15 protein-coding genes are annotated in these 18,511 nt (G+C 67.5%); 11 read left to right on the top strand and 4 right to left on the bottom strand.

All coding sequences use genetic code 11. From position 1 onward, the window contains the following. Window positions 1-175 precede the first annotated feature (175 nt). Both EV580_RS03620 and EV580_RS03615 read left to right on the top strand, forming a co-directional pair. Window positions 176-2,020 (top strand): beta strand repeat-containing protein, encoded by a 1,845-nt coding sequence (locus EV580_RS03620; RefSeq protein WP_133689759.1) that lies wholly within the window; start codon window positions 176-178, stop codon window positions 2,018-2,020. Window positions 2,021-2,078: 58 nt separating this feature from the next. Then, on the top strand, window positions 2,079-3,833 hold the full coding sequence (locus EV580_RS03615) for a proline--tRNA ligase (protein WP_133689758.1): 1,755 nt from the start codon (window positions 2,079-2,081) through the stop codon (window positions 3,831-3,833). Here the strand turns inward: EV580_RS03615 and EV580_RS03610 are convergent, their stop codons facing one another. Next, a complete protein-coding gene (locus tag EV580_RS03610) occupies window positions 3,834-4,322 on the bottom strand; it encodes a ferritin-like domain-containing protein (protein WP_133689757.1) in 489 nt (162 codons plus the stop codon). Further along, on the bottom strand, window positions 4,319-4,846 hold the full coding sequence (locus tag EV580_RS03605; protein ID WP_133689756.1) for a hypothetical protein: 528 nt from the start codon (window positions 4,844-4,846) through the stop codon (window positions 4,319-4,321). Before EV580_RS03605 ends, EV580_RS03610 begins: the two co-directional genes overlap by 4 nt. A gap of 110 nt (window positions 4,847-4,956) precedes the next feature. Between EV580_RS03605 and rimP the strand changes: the two genes are divergently transcribed. The 8 genes from rimP (at window position 4,957) to EV580_RS03565 (ending at window position 14,390) form a co-directional block, all read left to right on the top strand. After that, the gene (gene rimP / locus EV580_RS03600) at window positions 4,957-5,487 is read left to right on the top strand and encodes a ribosome maturation factor RimP (protein ID WP_286171434.1); all 531 of its coding nucleotides are present in this window, start codon (window positions 4,957-4,959) and stop codon (window positions 5,485-5,487) included. Then, a complete protein-coding gene (nusA, locus tag EV580_RS03595) occupies window positions 5,484-6,497 on the top strand; it encodes a transcription termination factor NusA (protein WP_133689754.1) in 1,014 nt (337 codons plus the stop codon). Before rimP ends, nusA begins: the two co-directional genes overlap by 4 nt. A gap of 333 nt (window positions 6,498-6,830) precedes the next feature. Beyond that, the gene (locus tag EV580_RS03590) at window positions 6,831-8,249 is read left to right on the top strand and encodes an NAD(P)-binding protein (RefSeq protein ID WP_133689753.1); all 1,419 of its coding nucleotides are present in this window, start codon (window positions 6,831-6,833) and stop codon (window positions 8,247-8,249) included. Window positions 8,250-8,321: 72 nt separating this feature from the next. Then, window positions 8,322-8,708 (top strand): YlxR family protein, encoded by a 387-nt coding sequence (locus tag EV580_RS03585; RefSeq protein ID WP_133689752.1) that lies wholly within the window; start codon window positions 8,322-8,324, stop codon window positions 8,706-8,708. Window positions 8,709-8,788: 80 nt separating this feature from the next. Then, complete coding sequence (infB, locus tag EV580_RS03580; protein WP_133689751.1) at window positions 8,789-11,545, top strand: translation initiation factor IF-2; 2,757 nt, start codon at window positions 8,789-8,791, stop codon at window positions 11,543-11,545. A gap of 14 nt (window positions 11,546-11,559) precedes the next feature. Then, window positions 11,560-12,054 carry a 30S ribosome-binding factor RbfA gene (gene rbfA / locus EV580_RS03575; RefSeq protein WP_133689750.1) on the top strand — a complete coding sequence of 165 codons (495 nt, stop codon included), beginning with the start codon at window positions 11,560-11,562 and terminating at the stop codon, window positions 12,052-12,054. Continuing rightward, window positions 12,029-13,027 carry a DHH family phosphoesterase gene (locus EV580_RS03570; protein ID WP_133689749.1) on the top strand — a complete coding sequence of 333 codons (999 nt, stop codon included), beginning with the start codon at window positions 12,029-12,031 and terminating at the stop codon, window positions 13,025-13,027. The genes rbfA and EV580_RS03570 overlap by 26 nt, the downstream gene beginning before the upstream one ends. Before the next feature lie 70 nt (window positions 13,028-13,097). Continuing rightward, the gene (locus EV580_RS03565) at window positions 13,098-14,390 is read left to right on the top strand and encodes an MATE family efflux transporter (RefSeq protein ID WP_133691015.1); all 1,293 of its coding nucleotides are present in this window, start codon (window positions 13,098-13,100) and stop codon (window positions 14,388-14,390) included. 23 nt (window positions 14,391-14,413) lie between these two features. Here EV580_RS03565 and EV580_RS03560 read toward each other — a convergent pair whose 3' ends face one another. Beyond that, window positions 14,414-14,983 (bottom strand): class I SAM-dependent methyltransferase, encoded by a 570-nt coding sequence (locus EV580_RS03560; protein WP_133689748.1) that lies wholly within the window; start codon window positions 14,981-14,983, stop codon window positions 14,414-14,416. 123 nt (window positions 14,984-15,106) lie between these two features. On the opposite strand from EV580_RS03560, the gene EV580_RS03555 reads away from it, so the two are divergent. Beyond that, on the top strand, window positions 15,107-17,704 hold the full coding sequence (locus EV580_RS03555) for a Calx-beta domain-containing protein (RefSeq protein ID WP_133689747.1): 2,598 nt from the start codon (window positions 15,107-15,109) through the stop codon (window positions 17,702-17,704). A 7-nt stretch (window positions 17,705-17,711) separates the two neighbouring features. Here EV580_RS03555 and EV580_RS03550 read toward each other — a convergent pair whose 3' ends face one another. After that, window positions 17,712-18,470 carry an enoyl-CoA hydratase gene (locus EV580_RS03550; protein WP_133689746.1) on the bottom strand — a complete coding sequence of 253 codons (759 nt, stop codon included), beginning with the start codon at window positions 18,468-18,470 and terminating at the stop codon, window positions 17,712-17,714. Between the last annotated feature and the right edge of the window lie 41 nt (window positions 18,471-18,511).

Genomic DNA, 18,511 nt, shown 5'->3' with positions numbered 1-18,511 from the left:
CAACGCCGACGGATCCCGCGCCATGCTGACCACTCCCATTCTGGATGCGGACACCCTTCAGACGACGTCCACCAAGTGGGCCGTGATCGACACTGCCACCGGCAAACAGGTGGGTTCGACGTTCAGCCTTACCGGTGATGGGTCTACGTTGTTGAGCTCCGACGGTTCCCGTGCCGTGGTCACCGCGCAGTTTCGTGATTGGTACACGCCCGATTCTTCGAAAGTGGCCGTGATCGATACCAAGACCGGCGCGCAAGTGGGTAGCACCCTGACCGTGACGGGTACTGCGTCGACGGCCGTCAGTTCCACTGGCTCACGAGCGGTGGTCGCATACACCGTTTTCGATTCCGGCGCCGCTTCGCTGAGCACGAGCGTGGTGGTGGTGGACACCACGACCGGTGCCCAGGTGGGTGACACGCTCAGCCTTGCCGGCGCAGTGTCAGGGACGGTCGTGAGTTCGGACGGCACGCGTGCCGTGATCACTTCCAGTGGCTCCGATGCGGTCACTGGTTCCACCAGCACGGGCGTCACCGTGGTTGACACGGACACCGGTGCTCAGGTGGGCGACACGGTTTCCGTTGCCGGTGTTGGCTCGACACTGTTGACTGCCAACGGTTCTCGGTTTGTCGTGACCGCGATGCCCTATCACTCTCCCTTTGGCTCTGAAGATGGCTCTACGTCCATTGCGGTGGTTGACACCAAGACCGGTGTCCAGGTCGGTGACACGGTCTTTGTTGCCGGTGATGGGTCGACACTGTTGACTGCCAACGGTTCTCGGGCGGTCGTGACGGCGACACCCTTTGGTTCGGATGACGGCCCTACGACCGTTGTGGTGGTTGACACCAAGACCGGCTTGCAGGTGGGTGAGCCGGTCACTGTTGCCGGGGGCGGGTCAACGGTATTGAGTACCGACGGATCTCGAGCATTGGTAACTGCCCGTGTTTTCGACACGACCGTATATCGGGTGACATCCACCTCGTGGGCGGTGATCGACACGGCCACCGGCGATCAGGTGGGTTCGACGTTCAGCCTAACCGGTGATGGGTCGACGGTGTTGAGCGCCAATGGTTCTCGGGCGGTGGTGGCTGCCGGTGTCTATGATCCGGCCATCTACGGCGTTTCCGCGACGTCGTGGGCGGTGATCGACACGGCCACAGGTGATCAGGTGGGTTCGACGTTCGGCCTTACCGGTGCAGGGTCGACGGTGTTGAGTGCCGACGGTTCTCGAGCTGTGTTGACTGCGTCCCTATCAGGCTTGAGCAGCACTCTCGGTTCGTCGACGGTGGCGGTGATCGACACTGCCACCGGTGATCAGGTGGGCTCCACCGTCACCACCCTTCCCACCGGCGCTGCGTCAACGGTGCTGAATCGCGACGGCTCGCGTGCCGTGGTCACCGTCCGAACCTACGACCCGGATCAGTACTCCTTCTCGTCCACGGTGGTGGTGATCAATACCGCCACAGGCAACCAAATGGGCTCGGCACTCACCGTTACGGGCTCCGCCTCGACTGCGTTGAGCGCCGACGGCACGCGCGCGGTGGTCACCACCGACACCATGCGGGTGGCGATAGTCGATACCGCAACGGGCGAACAAGTGGGCTCCACGCTACGAATTGCCGGTGTAGCGGTCGACACCGAGATGAACGGCCTGGTCCTGAGTGCGGACGGTTCGCGTGCGCTCATCGCGAGCATCCCGACCGGCCAAGCTGCCGTGGTCAACGTCTTGGCGGCCGCCGCCATGATCTTCTTCGTTCCCCTGTTGATCTTTTTCCCTGTCCTGGGTCCGGTGGTGCAGCTCGCCCAGTCTTTCCAGGCTGAGCAGTGGACGGTGATCGACACCGCGACGGGCACCGGCCGGACCGTCACCATCTCCGGTCTCAATTCCGTCCAGTTCTGGCGGCCGCCAGCTCCTGTCATGAGCCCCGACGGCACTCGAGCATTGGTGGTGGGCTTCACCATTTGGGCCCCGTCGAATTTGTTCCATCTCTCAACCCAGGTGAGCACGTTGCGGATCAGCTGATAGGCCCGCCGCTGACCATCGGAGGCTCGCCATCGCTATCCGGCTAGGCTTGCCCACTGTGATCACCCGCATGTCCGAGCTGTTCTTGCGCACGCTGCGCGATGACCCGGCCGACGCCGAAGTGCCCAGCCACAAACTGTTGATCCGTGCCGGATACGTCCGGCCGGTGGCGCCGGGGCTGTACACCTGGCTGCCGCTGGGCCTGCGGGTGCTGCGCAAGGTCGAGAAGATCGTGCGCGACGAGATGCTCGCGATCAACGGGCAGGAGATCCTGTTCCCGGCGCTGCTGCCCAAGGCGCCGTATGAGACCACCAACCGCTGGACGGAATACGGCGACGGGGTGTTCCGGCTCAAGGACCGCCGCGACAACGACTACATGCTCGGCCCCACCCACGAGGAATTCTTCACGCTGACGGTGAAGGGGGAGTACAGCTCCTACAAGGACTTCCCGCTGCTGATGTTCCAAATCCAGACCAAGTACCGCGACGAGGCCCGGCCCCGCGCGGGCATCCTGCGCGGACGCGAGTTCATCATGAAGGACTCGTACTCGTTCGACGTCGACGACGAAGGCCTCAAGAACGCGTATCACGCGCACCGCGAGGCGTACCAGAAGATGTTCCAGCGCATGGCAATTCGCTATGTGATCGTCTCGGCGGTGTCCGGCGCCATGGGCGGGTCGGCCTCCGAGGAGTTTCTCGCCGAGAGCGAGATCGGCGAGGACACGTTCGTGCGCTGTCTGCAGTCCGGGTACGCCGCCAACGTGGAGGCGGTCATCACCGCCGTCCCGGAATCGCTTCCCGTCGACGGGTTGCCTGAGGCCGTCGTCCACGACACACCGGACACCGCCACTATCGCCACCCTCGTCGAGTGGGCCAATTCCGCGGGCCTGGGCCGAGAGGTGACCGCGGCCGACACGCTCAAGAACGTTCTGCTCAAGGTGCGGGCGCCCGGCGGCGACTGGGAGCTGCTGGCGATCGGCGTGCCCGGCGACCGCGAAGTCGACGACAAGCGCCTGGGCGCGGCGTTGGAGCCGGCCGAGTACGCGATGATCGACGACGCCGACTTCGCCAAGTACCCGTTCCTCAAGAAGGGCTACATCGGCCCGAAAGGCTTGCTGGCCAACGGTGTTCGCTATCTGGTGGACCCGCGTGTGGTGGACGGTACGAGCTGGATCACCGGCGCGGATGAAATCGGCAAGCATGTCGTCGGTCTGGTGGCCGGCCGCGATTTCGTCGCCGACGGCACCATCGAGGCGGCCGACGTGCGCGACGGCGACATGTCACCCGACGGCGCCGGGCCGCTGGTCTCGGCGCGCGGTATCGAGATCGGTCACATCTTCCAGCTCGGCCGCAAGTACACCGACGCGTTCAGCGCCGACGTGCTCGGCGAGGACGGCAAGCCGGTGCGCCTGACCATGGGCTCCTATGGCGTGGGTGTCTCGAGGTTGGTCGCGGTGATCGCCGAGCAGCAACACGACGAGCTCGGGCTGCGCTGGCCGGCGTCGGTGTCACCGTTCGACGTTCACGTGGTGATCGCGAACAAGGACGCCGAGGCACGCGCCGGCGCGGAGGAGCTGGCCCGCGATCTGGATCGGCTGGGCATCGAGGTCCTGCTCGACGACCGCACCGCTTCGCCCGGGGTGAAGTTCAAAGACGCCGAACTGATCGGTGTGCCGTGGATCGTCGTGGTGGGGCGCGGCTGGGCCGACGGAGTTGTCGAGCTGCGCAACCGGTTCACCGGTGACAAGCGCGAGGTCGGTGCGGACGGCGCGGTCACGGAGATCGCGGCGGCGCTGGCCGATCCGCAGCCCTAGTTACTCAGTGCCGCCGGGGAACGCGACCGTCACCGGCTTGATGCCCAGGATCTGCTTCCAGCGTGCCGAGGCGACGGCGGCCTCGGTCAGTGCGGTGACGGCGAACGCGCGGTCCTGGTCGGAGCTCGCCCGCTCCAGCGCCGCGCGCCAGGCCGCCGCGCAGTCGTCCTCCATCCGTACGGCGAGCTTGGCGGCGTCAGTCGGGTTGTTCACCGGCATCGGCAGCTGATAGCCCGCCGCAGGCAGCGGCGCCTTGGCCGAGTGGCCGGTCAGCGTGGCGATCGCCGCCTCGCGGCGCTCACGGTGTTCGGCCATCGCCGCGGACACCAGATCGTTCTCGTCGGGAGAGCTGTGCGCCGACACGATGCCGTAGCCGTAGATCGCGGCGTGTTCGGCGGCGACGGCGTCGAGGAGGGCGGCCACGGCGGCATCCGAAGGCCGGTCGGGATCAGGCGTGGTCGACGGTGTCGGTGAGGTCGGTGATGTCATTGCCCGGCCTTTCCTGACGGCAGCGCGACCGTGTACGCGGTGACACACGAGGCCGCGATCGAGCCCAGCAGCCCCGCCCGGTAGCCGGACAGCGTCGGTACCAGCTTGGTGGCGCTGTCCGCCGAGCTGCGCAGTGCGGCGACGACGTCGGCAACGCTGGGTGGCGGTGCGGCGGCCGCCGACGGGGTGGTCGTACTGCTGCTCGCGGTGCTGCTGGGTTTGCCGGCCAACCGGGCGACCTCCTGGTCCAGCGCGCTCGCGTGTTGCCCGCGCTCCGCGGCCACCTCGACCAACACCGGTGCCAGCGCGGGTGGGGCGGCCTTGGCCGCGGCCGCGGCCAGTTCGCTGTCGTGGCGGGCCAGCTCGGCTTGTTGCTCGAGCGGATCCGGTTCGGGCGGCGGGTTCGTCCCGCATGCGGTACTCGCGGCGCCGAGCAGCGCCAACAACGCCAGCCCCCGGCCGCCCTCGACGAGAACGCGGCGGCGGGTTATCCCTGGGAAAGGACTGGGATCTGGGCTCAGCACGCCAACATCCTGCCATTGAGACGGCCTGTGCTGGCGTATCGTTGATGGCTGGCTCTTGCAGAGCCCTGCATCCGACGCAGATCAGAACAACTCAAGATGAGGAGCTCGCCGTGGCTGGCCGTTCTACGGGGCTACCAACCCAGAAGCAGGTGATCGAGCTACTCGGTGGTGAGTTCGTGCGCGCCGGATACGAAATCGAAGATGTCCTGATCGACTCCCGCACGCAGCCGTGCCGCATCACCGTGATCGCCGACGGCGACAACCCCCTGAATCTGGACACCGTGGCCGAGCTGTCGCGGTCGGCGTCGGCTCTGCTCGACGGCCTGGACGGCGACGACGCCTACGTCCTGGAAGTCACCTCACCGGGCGTGGAGCGGCCGCTGACCGCCGAGAAGCATTTCCGTCGCGCCCATGGCCGCAAGGTCGACGCCGAACTCGCCGACGGGACCACGGTCACCGGCAGGCTGGGCGTGGTGTCCGACGACGCGGTCGACCTGGTGGTGCGCGAGCGCAATGATTGGACAGTGCGCCGCATCCCATTTGCGGACATCGTCAAAGCCATTGTCCAAGTTGAGTTTTCACCACCAAAAGCGCGCGAACTCGAGCTGGCGGGAACAGCGGGAACGGAGGCTGGAGCATGAACATCGACATGACCGCCCTGCACGCGATCGAGATCGATCGCGGCATCTCGGTCGACGAGCTGCTCGACACCATCAAGTCAGCTCTGTTGACCGCCTACCGGCACACCGAGGGACATCAGCCCGACGCGCGCATCGAGATCGACCGCAAGACCGGTGTCGTCCAGGTGATGGCCCGCGAGACCGACGACGATGGCAACCTCATCAGTGAATGGGACGACACCCCAGAGGGATTCGGCCGCGTGGCGGCCACGACCGCCCGCCAGGTCATGCTGCAGCGCTTCCGGGACGCCGAAAACGAACGCAGTTACGGCGAATTCTCCGCGCGGGAGGGTGACATCGTCGCCGGAGTCATCCAGCGCGACGCTCGCGCCAACGCCCGCGGGCTGGTGGTCGTGCGGCTGGGCAGCGAGACCAAGGGCGCCGAGGGCGTCATCCCCGCCGCCGAGCAGGTTCCCGGTGAAAGCTACGAGCACGGCGATCGGCTGCGCTGCTACGTCGTCGGCGTCAGTCGCGGCGCACGCGAGCCGCTGATCACGTTGTCGCGCACCCACCCCAACCTGGTTCGCAAGCTGTTCTCTCTCGAGGTGCCCGAGATCGCCGACAACTCCGTGGAGATCGTGGCGGTGGCCCGTGAGGCGGGGCATCGATCGAAGATCGCGGTCACCTCAAAGGTTCCCGGGCTCAACGCCAAGGGCGCCTGCATCGGTCCGATGGGCCAGCGGGTGCGCAATGTGATGAGCGAGTTGTCCGGCGAGAAGATCGACATCATCGACTTCGACGACGACCCGGCTCGTTTCGTCGCCAACGCACTCTCGCCGGCCAAGGTGGTGTCGGTTTCGGTCATCGACGCAGGCACCCGCGCCGCGCGGGTGGTCGTCCCGGACTTCCAGCTGTCGCTCGCGATCGGCAAGGAAGGGCAGAACGCCCGGCTGGCCGCTCGGCTGACCGGTTGGCGCATCGATATTCGCAGCGATGCCGCGGCCCCGGAAGGCGCCGACGCGGAGGGCTGATCGGCAAATCGTGTGCCGATCTCGCCCGGAATCGTGAAATGCATAAATATCGCGCACATGGCGGGCGAGCGAACTTCGCTGTCTCGTTTTCGAAGCCGTCGTATTTCGTTTCGCGACGCGGCGACGGAATATGCGATCGCAGCGAAATTCACTGGGGCGCTGTGCCGAGTCGGCTCAAGAGATATCGAACCGGTTGCGGTCCTTCGGTAACTGGATAATCCCTTCCGGCAGTTGAATACGATGTCGGGACTATAGGGTTTGCCGAAGGGGGGTATGTCTTGACGATGTTCACGCGCACGGCGGCAAACACTTTCTCAGACCGAATGGGTATCGGTGGTCGCAATTAATTCCGGCGACGACATTCCCCTTACAGTCGATGTTCTGATAATCGGTGCCGGTCCAACGGGATTGACGGCGGCGGACGCCTGTGTGGCCGATGGCGCGTCAGTGGCGATCGTGGAACGCACGGCGAGGGTGGGTGGCTTGGCGCGCTCGGCGACCGTGGCGGGCAACGAAATCGACCTCGGTGGTCACCGCCTGCTGTCGGCGACGCCGAAACAGCGGCGCGCCTGGCTGGATTTCGCCGATCGCCTGGGCGGGGTATCGATGTCGGACATCGGCCGGCGCAGCGGCATCCTGCGCGACGGCTACGTCGTGGCCTATCCCTTCGACACTCAGCAGTTCCGCGCCTCGGTTCCCTGGCCGGTCCGTGCCCGCGGCGCCGCCTCGCTGGCGGCCTGGAAACTGCGGGCGCCGACCGGTCGCGAAGATCACAACCTCGACGAGTGGGTGAAGAACCGGTACGGGCCGTTTCTCGCCGAGACGTTCATGGCGCCACACGCGCGCAAGGTCTTCGGTGTCGATCCCCGGGATATCCCGGCAGGTTGGGCGGCGCAGCGGATCCTGTCGCCCGGTCTCGGTTCGGTGCTGGCCACCGCGATCCCCAAACCCGGTCGTACGGCGCGGCCTGCGGATGTCATCGATCGGTTCTTCTATCCGCAGGGCGGAGTCGGCGTGCTGTGGTCGGGGCTGGCCGAATTGCTTGGCGATCAAGTGAATTGGCTGTTCGACTCCCGGGTGACGGCGATAGCGCCCCCCGCCGGCGGCCGGATTTCGGTCACGGTCGCGGGTCCCGGCGGGGACACCACGGTGTCGTGCAAGAGGGTCATCTCCACCGGGCGTCCCGAGGATCTCGCGATGAGTCTGGGGCTCGACGAGCTGGGCGTCGCCATCGCACAGCGGTCGGGGCGGCGGGATCTCGTGGTCGGCGTCGTCCACGTCCGTGACTGCCCGGCCAGCTGGCACGGATACCAGTGGCTGTACACCCACGACGCCGGCGTCCGCGCACACCGGTTCAACAACTACGGCGAGTGGCAGAGCCTGCACTGCCCGTTCGGCGTCATCGGGCTGGAGTACACGGTGCCGACGGGGGAGACGTTCGATGTCGCCGTCACGGCATTGAAGGACATGTCGATCTTGCTTCCGGGCGGGGCGATCGACTTCCTCGGATCCGAGGTGGCCACCGACGCCTACTCGAACTTCGACGCGTCGGCCGATCAGCTGGCCCTGCTCGACGAGGCGTTGCGCGGATTCGGCGCTGGTGTCATCAGCACCGGGCGCCAGGGGGCCGGGATCTACATCAACCTGGATCAGGCCATGCGCCTGGGTGCGCGCGTCGCCACGATGTCTGCGCGGCACTCCGGCGTGGTGGGACGCGACGAATATTCGCCATATCAGGAGAAAGTGGGCTGATCAGCGGGGCTCCGCGAGGCCGGAACCCGGCCTGGATCGGGCCAGCGAAGGGTGGTTCGGAGTGGTGCCGCGATGACGGTAGACTATGCCGTGATCCAGCGCGAGACTCCGGCTCCCGAGAGACCGCATCGACGTACCGAAGGACCGGTGCGGACGTGCGTCGGGTGCCGGAAGCGAGAGTTGGCCGTCGATCTCCTCCGAGTGGTAGCGGTGTCGAACGGGAACGGTGAATGCGCCGTAAACGTTGACCAAGCCGGTAACCTCCCGGGTCGGGGTGCGTGGCTGCATCCTACTGATCGGTGCCTTGAGGCAGCGATTCGGCGGCGAGCTTTTGGCCGAGCGTTGCGCATCACCGGTTCACCGGACACCTCCGCGGTGGTCGAGTACGTCGAGAAGTTGGATAGCTCGCCCAGCCCGGCAAGAGAGAACAGGCAAGCGAAGAACATGAGCACACCGTGAAGTCCCGACGATGACCATGCGTCGTAGCTAAACCCGAGGCGCGGCCTACCACCGCTGTCGCCTCTTGAGTAGGAGATGTAGTGGCAGGTAAGGCCCGCGTGCACGAGTTGGCCAAGGAACTCGGTGTCACCAGCAAGGAAGTTCTCGCCCGTCTGAGCGATCAGGGCGAATTCGTCAAATCCGCGTCGTCGACGGTGGAAGCCCCCGTGGCGCGCCGCTTGCGTGAATCGTTCGGCGGCGGCAAGCCCGACAAAACCCCAGCTAAGCCCGCACCGGCCAGCGCCGGAAACGGAGCGCCGAAGCCGGCGCCCGCACCCAGTGCTGCCGCGCCCGCGGCACCGGTGCCGGCGGCCCCCAAGCCGGCAGCCCCCGCCCCCGCGGCGCCGCCGCCTGCGCCGCCCGCACCCGCGGCCCCGCCCGCTCCTGCGGCATCTGCGGCAGCCCCGGCGCCGGCCCGTCCCGGGCCCGCGCCGACGCCCGGTCCCCGTCCCGGCCCGGCAGCGCCCAAGCCGGGTATGCCCCGCCCGCCGCGCGTCGGCAACAACCCGTTCTCCTCGGCCCAGCCGGTCGAGCGTCCCGCTCCGCGCCCGCAAGGCCCGCGCCCCGGCCCCGGCGGTCCGCGTCCGGGCCCCGGTGGTCCGCGTCCCGGTGGCGCCACGCCCGGCAACATGCCGCCGCGTCCGCCCGGCGCCCGTCCCGGCGCACCCGGTCGTCCGGGTGCGCCCCGTCCCGGCGGCGGCCCCCGTCCCGGCGGCGGTGGTGGTCGTCCGGGTGGTGGTGGCGGTGGCGGTAACTACCGCACCGGCGGCCCCGGTGGTGCCGGTGCCGGTGCTGGTGGAGCGGCTGCCGGTGGTTTCCGCGGTCGTCCCGGCGGCGGCGGTCCCGGTGGCGGCGGTGGTCGTCCCGGCCAGCGCGGTGGCGCGGCCGGTGCGTTCGGCCGTCCCGGCGGTGCCCCGCGTCGTGGCCGTAAGTCGAAGCGCGCAAAACGCGCCGAATACGAGAGCATGCAGGCACCGGTCGTCGGTGGCGTGCGGTTGCCGCACGGCAACGGCGAGACCATACGGCTGGCCCGCGGCGCGTCGCTGTCCGATTTCGCCGAGAAGATCGACGCCAACCCGGCCGCACTGGTCCAGGCGCTGTTCAACCTCGGCGAGATGGTCACCGCCACCCAGTCCGTGGGTGACGAGACGCTGGAGCTGCTCGGCAGCGAGATGAACTACGTCGTCCAGGTCGTGTCGCCGGAGGACGAGGATCGCGAGCTGCTGGAATCCTTCGACCTCACCTATGGCGAGGACGAGGGCGACGAAGAGGACCTGGAGGTCCGCCCGCCTGTCGTCACCGTCATGGGCCACGTCGACCACGGCAAGACCCGACTGCTGGACACCATCCGCAAGGCCAGCGTCCGCGAGGGCGAGGCCGGTGGCATCACCCAGCACATCGGTGCCTACCAGGTGACCGTCGAGCACGACGGTGTCGTCCGGCCGATCACCTTCATCGACACCCCGGGTCACGAGGCGTTCACCGCCATGCGTGCCCGCGGCGCGAAGGCCACCGATATCGCGATCCTGGTGGTCGCCGCCGACGACGGCGTCATGCCGCAGACGGTGGAGGCCATCAACCACGCGCAGGCCGCCGATGTGCCGATCGTGGTTGCGGTCAACAAGATTGACAAGGAAGGCGCCGACCCGGCCAAGATCCGGGCGCAGCTCACCGAGTACAACCTGGTTGCCGAGGACTTCGGTGGTGACACCATGTTCGTCGACATCTCGGCCAAGAACGGCACCAATATTCAGGCGCTCGAAGAGGCCGTGCTGTTGACCGCCGATGCGGCGCTGGACCTGCGGGCCAACCCCGATATGGAAGCCCAGGGTGTGGCCATCGAAGCGCACCTGGACCGCGGTCGCGGTCCGGTGGCGACCGTGCTGATTCAGCGCGGCACGCTGCGGGTCGGCGACTCGGTGGTCGCCGGCGACGCCTACGGCCGCGTCCGCCGCATGGTCGACGAGCACGGCGAGGATGTCACCGAGGCGCTGCCGTCGCGACCGGTGCAGGTCATCGGCTTCACGTCGGTGCCGGGTGCCGGTGACAACTTCCTGGTTGTCGACGAGGACCGCATCGCCCGTCAGATCGCTGACCGGCGCAGCGCGCGTAAGCGCAACGCGCTGGCCGCCCGTACCCGCAAGCGCATCAGCCTGGAAGACCTGGATTCGGCGCTGAAGGAAACCAGCCAGCTGAACCTGATCCTCAAGGGCGACAACTCCGGCACCGTCGAGGCGCTGGAAGAGGCTCTGCTGGGCATCCAGATCGACGACGAGGTGGAGCTGCGCGTCATCGACCGTGGTGTCGGTGGCGTCACCGAGACCAACGTCAACCTGGCGTCGGCGTCGGATGCAATCATCATCGGCTTCAACGTCCGCGCCGAGGGCAAGGCCACCGAGCTGGCCAACCGCGAAGGTGTGGAGATCCGGTACTACTCGGTGATCTACCAGGCGATCGACGAGATCGAGAGCGCGCTCAAGGGCATGCTCAAGCCGGTCTACGAGGAGAAGGAGCTCGGCCGTGCCGAGATCCGGGCGATCTTCCGGTCGTCGAAGGTCGGCAATATCGCGGGTTGCCTCGTGCAGTCCGGGATCATGCGGCGCAACGCCAAGGCGCGGCTGCTGCGTGACAACGTCGTCGTCGCCGAGAACCTCACGGTCTCTTCGCTCAAGCGCGAGAAGGACGACGCCACCGAGGTGCGCGAGGGTTACGAATGCGGTCTGACGCTGACGTACTCCGACATCAAGGAAGGCGACGTCATCGAGACGTACGAGCTGGTAGAAAAAGCCCGTGTGTAGGCGCGGCGATTTCCATGGCTGACCCCGCACGGGCGAAGCGACTGGCGAAGCGAATCTCCACCATCGTCGCCTCGGCGATCGAGTACGAGATCAAGGATCCCCGGCTCACCGGGGTGACGATCACCGACTCGAAGGTGTCCGGCGACCTGCACGACGCCACGCTGTACTACACGGTGATCGGACGCTCGATCGAAGACGAACCCGACTATGCCGCGGTGGCGGCGGCGCTGGACAAGGCCACCGGTGTGCTGCGCTCCAAGGTCGGAGCCGGCACCGGTGTCCGCTTTACCCCGACGCTGAGCTTCGTCCGTGACACCGTGCCGGACGCCGCTCATCGCATGGAGGAACTCCTCGCGAAGGCGCGTGCCGCCGACGCCGATGTCGCGCGGATTCGTGAAGGAGCCACTCCTGCGGGAGACGCGCAGCCGTACCGTGTGGTAGGAGAAGAGGACACATCCTCGCAGCAGGACGACCAGGACACCGGTGACCGCGATCGATTCGACGACTGAGATCACCCGCCTCGGTAGGCGGGTGGATGCGCACGGTGCTGTCGAGGCCTTGCGTGGCGCCCGTTCGGTCAGCGTGATCTGTCACGTCCATCCCGACGCCGACAGCATCGGCGCCGGCTTGGCGCTGGCGCTGATCCTCGAGCGCGACGGTGTCGAGGTGCAGGTGAGCTTCGCGACGCCGTCGAACCTGCCGGAGTCGCTGCACATGCTGCCGGGTGGCCACCTGCTGGTGGCGCCCAAGGACATGCGCCGCGACGCCGATCTGGTGGTCACCGTCGACGCCCCGAGCATCAACCGACTGGGCGCGCTGGCCGAGCTGACCCCGCCCGGCCGTGAGGTGCTCGTCATCGATCACCACAAGTCGAACACCTTGTTCGGCAGCCTGAATCTCGTTGATCCCAAGGCGGATTCGACCACCATGGTGGTCGCCGAGCTGCTCGACGCGTGGGAGAAGACGATCGACCGGGACGTGGCCACCTGTCTGTACGCCGGCCTGACCATCGATACCGGTTCGTTCCGGTGGGCGTCGCCGCGCGCGCTGCGGCTGGCGGCCCGGCTGGTGGAGCTCGGTGTGGACAACGCGGCGATCAGCCGGGAACTGTTCGACACCCACCCGTTCGTGTGGCTGCCCCTACTGGCCCGAGTGCTCTCCAGCGCCCAGCTGGTGCCCGAGGCGGCCGACGGGCGAGGCCTCGTCTATGCGGTGGTCGCCCACGAGGACTGGATGGAGAATCGGTCCGAAGAGGTCGAGAGCATCGTCGACATCGTGCGCACCACCCATGAAGCCGAGGTCGCGGCGGTCTTCAAGGAGATCGAGCCGCAGCACTGGTCGGTATCGATGCGGGCCAAGAGCTACGACCTGGCCAAGGTCGCCAGCGGGTTCGGCGGCGGCGGGCACACGCTGGCCGCCGGGTATTCCGCATCCGGGCCGATCGACCACGTCGTGAAGCAGCTGACCGCAGCCCTTGACTGACTCGGCCGACGACGCCGCCGGCGGGCAGGAGCGTAGCGACCCGGGGAGTGTTTCGGTCACCGGCAGGCGGATCGCCGGGCTGGCGATTCCCGCACTGGGCGTCCTCGCGGCCGAACCGATTTATCTGCTGTTCGATATCGCGATCGTCGGGCGCCTCGGTGCGCTGAGTCTGGCGGGCCTGGCGATCGGCGGTCTCATCCTCTCGGTGGTCAGCGCGCAGCTCACGTTTCTGTCGTACGGCACGACGGCCCGCTCGGCGCGGTTCTTCGGCGCGGGCAACCGGGTCGCGGCGGTCGGGGAGGGCGTGCAGGCGACCTGGCTGGCGCTGGCGATGGGTGCGGTGATCGTGACCGCGGTGCAGCTGGCGGCCGTGCCGCTGGTGTCGGCGATCGCGGGCAGTGGGTCGGGAGGCGATATCGCGGCCGCCGCGATGCCGTGGGTGCGGATCGCCATCTTCGGCGTACCGGCCATCCTGATCTCGGCAGCGGGCAACGGCTGGATGCGCGGCGTGCAGGACACCGTGCGCCCGCTGCGCTACGTGCTGGTGGGCTTCGGCGTCTCCGCAGTGCTCTGCCCGCTGCTGGTGTACGGCTGGCTGGGCCTGCCCCGCCTCGAGCTGGCCGGCTCGGCCATCGCCAACCTGGTCGGGCAGTGGCTGGCCGCCGTGCTCTTCTGCCGCGCGCTGCTGGTCGAGAAGGTGCCGCTGCGCCTGGACACCTCGGTGCTGCGGGCGCAGGTGGTGATGGGCCGCGATCTGGTGGTGCGGACGCTGGCGTTCCAAGCCTGCTTCGTGTCGGCCGCCGCGGTGGCCGCACGGTTCGGAGCCGCGGCCGTGGCCGCCCACCAGGTGGTGCTGCAGTTGTGGAATTTCCTTGCCCTGGTGCTGGATTCACTCGCGATCGCCGCGCAGTCGCTGGTCGGCGCCGCGCTCGGCGCGGGCCGGACCACGCATGCGAAGTCGGTGGCATGGCGGGTGACGATCTTCTCGACGATCGCCGCAGCGGTGCTGGCTTTCGTGTTCGCGGTCGGCGCCTCGGTGTTGCCGTCGTTGTTCACCGACGACCGCTCGGTGCTCGGCGAGATCGGGGTGCCGTGGTGGTTCATGGTGGCGCAGCTGCCGATCGCGGGTGTCGTCTTCGCGCTCGACGGGGTGCTGCTGGGTGCAGGTGACGCCGCGTTCATGCGTACCGCGACGTTGGCCAGCGCGCTGATCGGCTTCCTGCCACTGATTTGGCTGTCACTGGCGTTCGGCTGGGGCCTGCTGGGCATCTGGTCGGGCCTGACCACGTTCATGGTGCTGCGGCTGATTTTCGTTGGCTGGCGGGCCTTTTCGGGACGCTGGCTGGTGTCGGGTACCGGATAGGTACTCGATCAGCACCGGGAGATCTAGCGACCGGGCACGTGAGCGGTTGCGGCCCAACCGAAGTCGTTGGTGCGGACGTCGACGTCCGCGAAGCCCGCGGCGACCAGACGGTCCGCAAGACGGGCCGGGTCGACCGGGTTGTAGGTGTCGCTCTCGTGTGCGGCTTCCATCTCGTCGCTGCCGATGCTGTCGCTGGCAACCAGCGTCGCCCCCGGCCGCAGTACGCGGGCGACCTCGGCCAGCAGTCGATCCTGCAGCTCGGCAGTGGGCACGTGGTGCAGCATCGTGAAGCAGGCCGCCCCCGAGAACCGGTCGTCGGGGAAGTTCAGCGCGGTGGCATCGGCGTTCAGGATCTGCACCGACGGCACGCCGGCGAACCGCTCGGTGAGCATCGCCGCCAACTTTTCGTCGATCTCCACACACGTCACCCGGGGTAGAGCCGTGCTCAGCACATCGGTGACGGCGCCATAGCCGGGCCCCACCTCCAGGACGTCGTCACCGAGGTCGATACCACCCAGCACCCAGGGCAGGATCTGCTCGCGCATGATCTGACGCCACTCGTCGCTGCCACAGACCTCATGCGCCTCATTCATGCGGCCAAGCGTAGGGGATGCGCCTGAAACTTCGATCTGAATTTTTGCTGAGTTGGCTCCACGGCCCTCCTCTGTGCGTTAATACTGGGCGTTGCTGACAGACCATCCAGGTACGGGGGTGCCATGAGTTCGACAGCATTTGGATTTCGCGTCGGTTCCGCCGCGTTTGCGCTGAGCCTTGGAATGGCGGTCGCCGCCAGCCCGGGTATCGCGGTAGCTGACACCCCGGATACCGGCTCGGCGTCGCAACCGTCGAAACCATCGAAATCAGCGGTCGGGACGTCACGCCGTGCCGCGCAGGCGCCGGCGGGCAGCAAGGCTGAGGCTCCCAAGAGGTCCGCCCGCACGCCGTCGACCTCACGACCTGCCGCCGCGAGCCGTCCGGACACGCGCGTGCCGGCCACCGAAACCCCAACGCCGGCCAAAGCGGCGGATTCAACGGGATCAGTTCAGAATGCCCTCACGGAATCAGCTGCCGCGGTTCAGGTTTCGGTTGCCAAGGCCGAGCCGGTCGACACCGCTGTATCCGTGCCGAAGGCGGTGACCCCGGCTCGCCAGACCGCGAGGGCCGCGGTCACCCCGACCGATCTCGTCAAAGGGTTTCTGTCGCTGTTCGGGATCAAGGGCCTGCCACCCTCACCGGTCGAACTGATCACCGGTGCGCTCGCGCTCATCCGTCGCGAGATCGAGAACCTGCTGCGTCCGCAGACCACGCCCAGCCTCTCGATCACCGACACCAGCCTGGTCGAGGGCAGCGGGAGCACCACCAGCGCGGCTTTCACCGTGACGCTGTCCAAGGCGAGCACCAAGACCGTCACCGTGAGCTGGGCGACGGCCGACGGGTCGGCGACGGCCCTGCAGGATTACGTGAACGGCGGGGGCACGCTGGTCTTCGCTCCGGGGGTGACGTCGCAGGTCATCAACGTGGACGTGCTGGGCGACACCAAGGCCGAGCCGGCCGAGACGTTCACCGTGACACTGTCCGACGCGTTCGGCGCCAAGATCGGCCGGGCCGTCGCGACGGGCACGATCACCGACGATGACGACGCCAGCGTCCCGCAACTGCCCACGGTGTCCGTCGCCGGCGCCACCGTCGCCGAGGGCAACAGCGGAACGACCGCGATGACGTTCACGGTGACTCTGTCCAAAGCCACGGCGACGACGGTCACGCTCGCCTACACAACGGGCGGCGGGTCGGCGACCGCCGGTCAGGATTACACCGCGGCTTCGGGCACGGTCACGTTCGCCCCCGGCTCGGTGTCGCAGGTGATCACCGTCAACGTCCTGGCCGACACGACAGTCGAGCCGACCGAGACGTTCACGGTCGTGCTGTCCAATCCGGTGGGCGCCACGCTCGTCAACACGTCCGCAACCGGCACGATCACGAACGACGACACCGCCACGACGCCGGGCGGAACCGCGCAGTGGGGCAAGAGCTTCTTTGCGCCCTATATCGACATGGGCGCCTACCCGGTGCCGAATCTCCTGGCGCTGTCGAAGACATACGGCACGTCGCTGGTGACGCTGGGCTTCATGCAGGCCGACCAGAACGGCAACCTCGCCTGGGCGGGATTGGCTGCGCTGGAACCGAATTCGACCAACGAACAGGCCATCGCGATCAACAAGTCGATCGCCGACTTCAAGGCCGCCGGCGGCGACGTCATGATTTCGCTCGGCGGTGCGGCCGGCACCAGCCTGGCACAGGATTACGCGGCCAAGGGGCGCAGCGCCCAAGAGCTGGCCGACGCCTACGCCGCGGTGATCGACACATACGGCATCACCCAGATCGACTTCGACATCGAAGGGGCCGCGGTGGCCGACCCGAAGTCAGTGACGCTCAACGCCCAGGCGCTGGCACTGCTGCAGAAATCCAAGCCAGACCTGAAGATCTGGTACACCTTGCCGGTCCTGCCGAGTGGGCTGACCGCCGACGGCGTCAACGTGGTGGACACCGCACTCAAGGCGGGTGTCACACTCGCCGGCGTCAACGTGATGGCCATGGATTACGGAGAATCCGCCGCGCCCACCAGCGGACCGAACGCAAAGACCATGGGCGCCTACGCGATTGAGTCCGCGGAGTCCACCTACGCCCAGCTGGCCGCGCTGTATGCCGCACAAGGAAGGACGTTCGGCTGGAGCAATATCGGCGTCACTCCGATGCTCGGCGTCAACGATGTCATCACCGAGGTCTTCACTGTCGCCGACGCGCAGGCCCTCGAAGACTGGGCTCGTACCAAGGGCATCGGCATGCTGTCGATGTGGCAGGTCCTGCGCGACATCCCGGGCACTCTCGGGCAGGCCACGACGGGTGCCTCGGGGCTCAGCGATCCCCAGGGTGCCTTCAGCAACGTGTTCAACGACTACGGCACGATCAACGTCGTCGACTACACGAAGGCGGGTAGTTCCAGCGGTGGCGGTGGCGGTGGCGCGACTCCGGTGACCGGCGGCACGTCGACCACGATCGGCTGGGCGTGGGGCGCCAACCCGGTACTGACCTTCGATCCCGCCAAAGACACGCTGGACTTCGTCTGGATGCAGGCCACCGCGTTCGACGTCTCCGACACGTCCGGCTCGACGGTGATCACCATCGTCGGCAACAACAGCAGCTACACCCTGGCGGGCGTGACGCTGAGTGAGCTGCAGATCGGCAACATCATCGCCAAGGACGCCGGCACGCTGGTGAAGTGGCAGAGCCTCATCGATGCCGCGAAAGCGGTGTGACGAGAACCTATTTCACCTGCGAGCGGCCGCGCTCGATCACCGAGGCGCGGCTTGCGGCGATGTCATCCCCGGAGGTCTGCGCCATCCACTTCTTGGCCGACATCGCCTCGATCCACAGCCCTGAACCGGTCTGGTCCTCGTCGATGCGGTGATAGGACGCCAGCAGCGCGCGCACAGCCTTCTGGTTGTTGCCGACGATCGCGGCGGCCACCGCGCGGGCGGCCGGCAGCAGCTCGTCGTGCGCGACGACCTGGGTGACCAGCCCGGCGCGCAGGGCGTCCTCGGCCGACAGGTAGTCGCCGGTCAGGCTCATCCGCCGGGCCATGCCGACGCCGACCTTCTGCGGCAGACGCACGCTCAGGCCCCACGTCGGCAGCAGCCCGACGCGGGCGTGGGTATCGGCGAAGCGGGCCTGTTCGGAGGCGATCAGGATGTCGCAGTACAGCGCCAGTTCCAGGCCGCCGGTCACCGCGGCGCCGTTGATCGCCCCGATGACGGGCTTGGTCATCGGCGGCCACTTCGGTGAGATGTCGGGAAGTTCGGTGGTGTCACCGAGTTCCTTGAGGTCCAGACCCGCGCAGAACACCGGGTCAGCACCGGTGACGATGATGACGTCGACATCCTCGTCGGCGTCGGCTTCCCGCAGCGCGCTGAAGAAGCGGCTGCGCAGTGCGCTCGACAGCGCGTTGCGCGCGCCGGGCCGATTCAGCGTGACCGTGCGAATCCGGTCGGTGGTGTCGATGAGGAGGATGTCGTCGCCGGTCATCGTCACACCGTAGCCAGCGCGCGGATCCGCCTATCGTGGGG

It is taken from the genome of Mycobacterium sp. BK086 (assembly GCA_004362315.1).
Taxonomy (GTDB): Bacteria; Actinomycetota; Actinomycetes; order Mycobacteriales; family Mycobacteriaceae; genus Mycobacterium.
This window is presented reverse-complemented; position numbering and strand designations above follow the sequence as displayed.

Coding starts and splice junctions, on each gene's coding strand:
- rbfA (WP_133689750.1), top strand. CDS start 11,560: ATGGCTGACCCCGCACGGGCGAAGCGACTGGCGAAGCGAATCTCCACC.
- EV580_RS03550 (WP_133689746.1), bottom strand. CDS start 18,470: ATGACCGGCGACGACATCCTCCTCATCGACACCACCGACCGGATTCGC.
- EV580_RS03555 (WP_133689747.1), top strand. CDS start 15,107: ATGAGTTCGACAGCATTTGGATTTCGCGTCGGTTCCGCCGCGTTTGCG.
- EV580_RS03610 (WP_133689757.1), bottom strand. CDS start 4,322: ATGACATCACCGACCTCACCGACACCGTCGACCACGCCTGATCCCGAC.
- nusA (WP_133689754.1), top strand. CDS start 5,484: ATGAACATCGACATGACCGCCCTGCACGCGATCGAGATCGATCGCGGC.
- EV580_RS03585 (WP_133689752.1), top strand. CDS start 8,322: ATGACGGTAGACTATGCCGTGATCCAGCGCGAGACTCCGGCTCCCGAG.
- EV580_RS03560 (WP_133689748.1), bottom strand. CDS start 14,983: ATGAATGAGGCGCATGAGGTCTGTGGCAGCGACGAGTGGCGTCAGATC.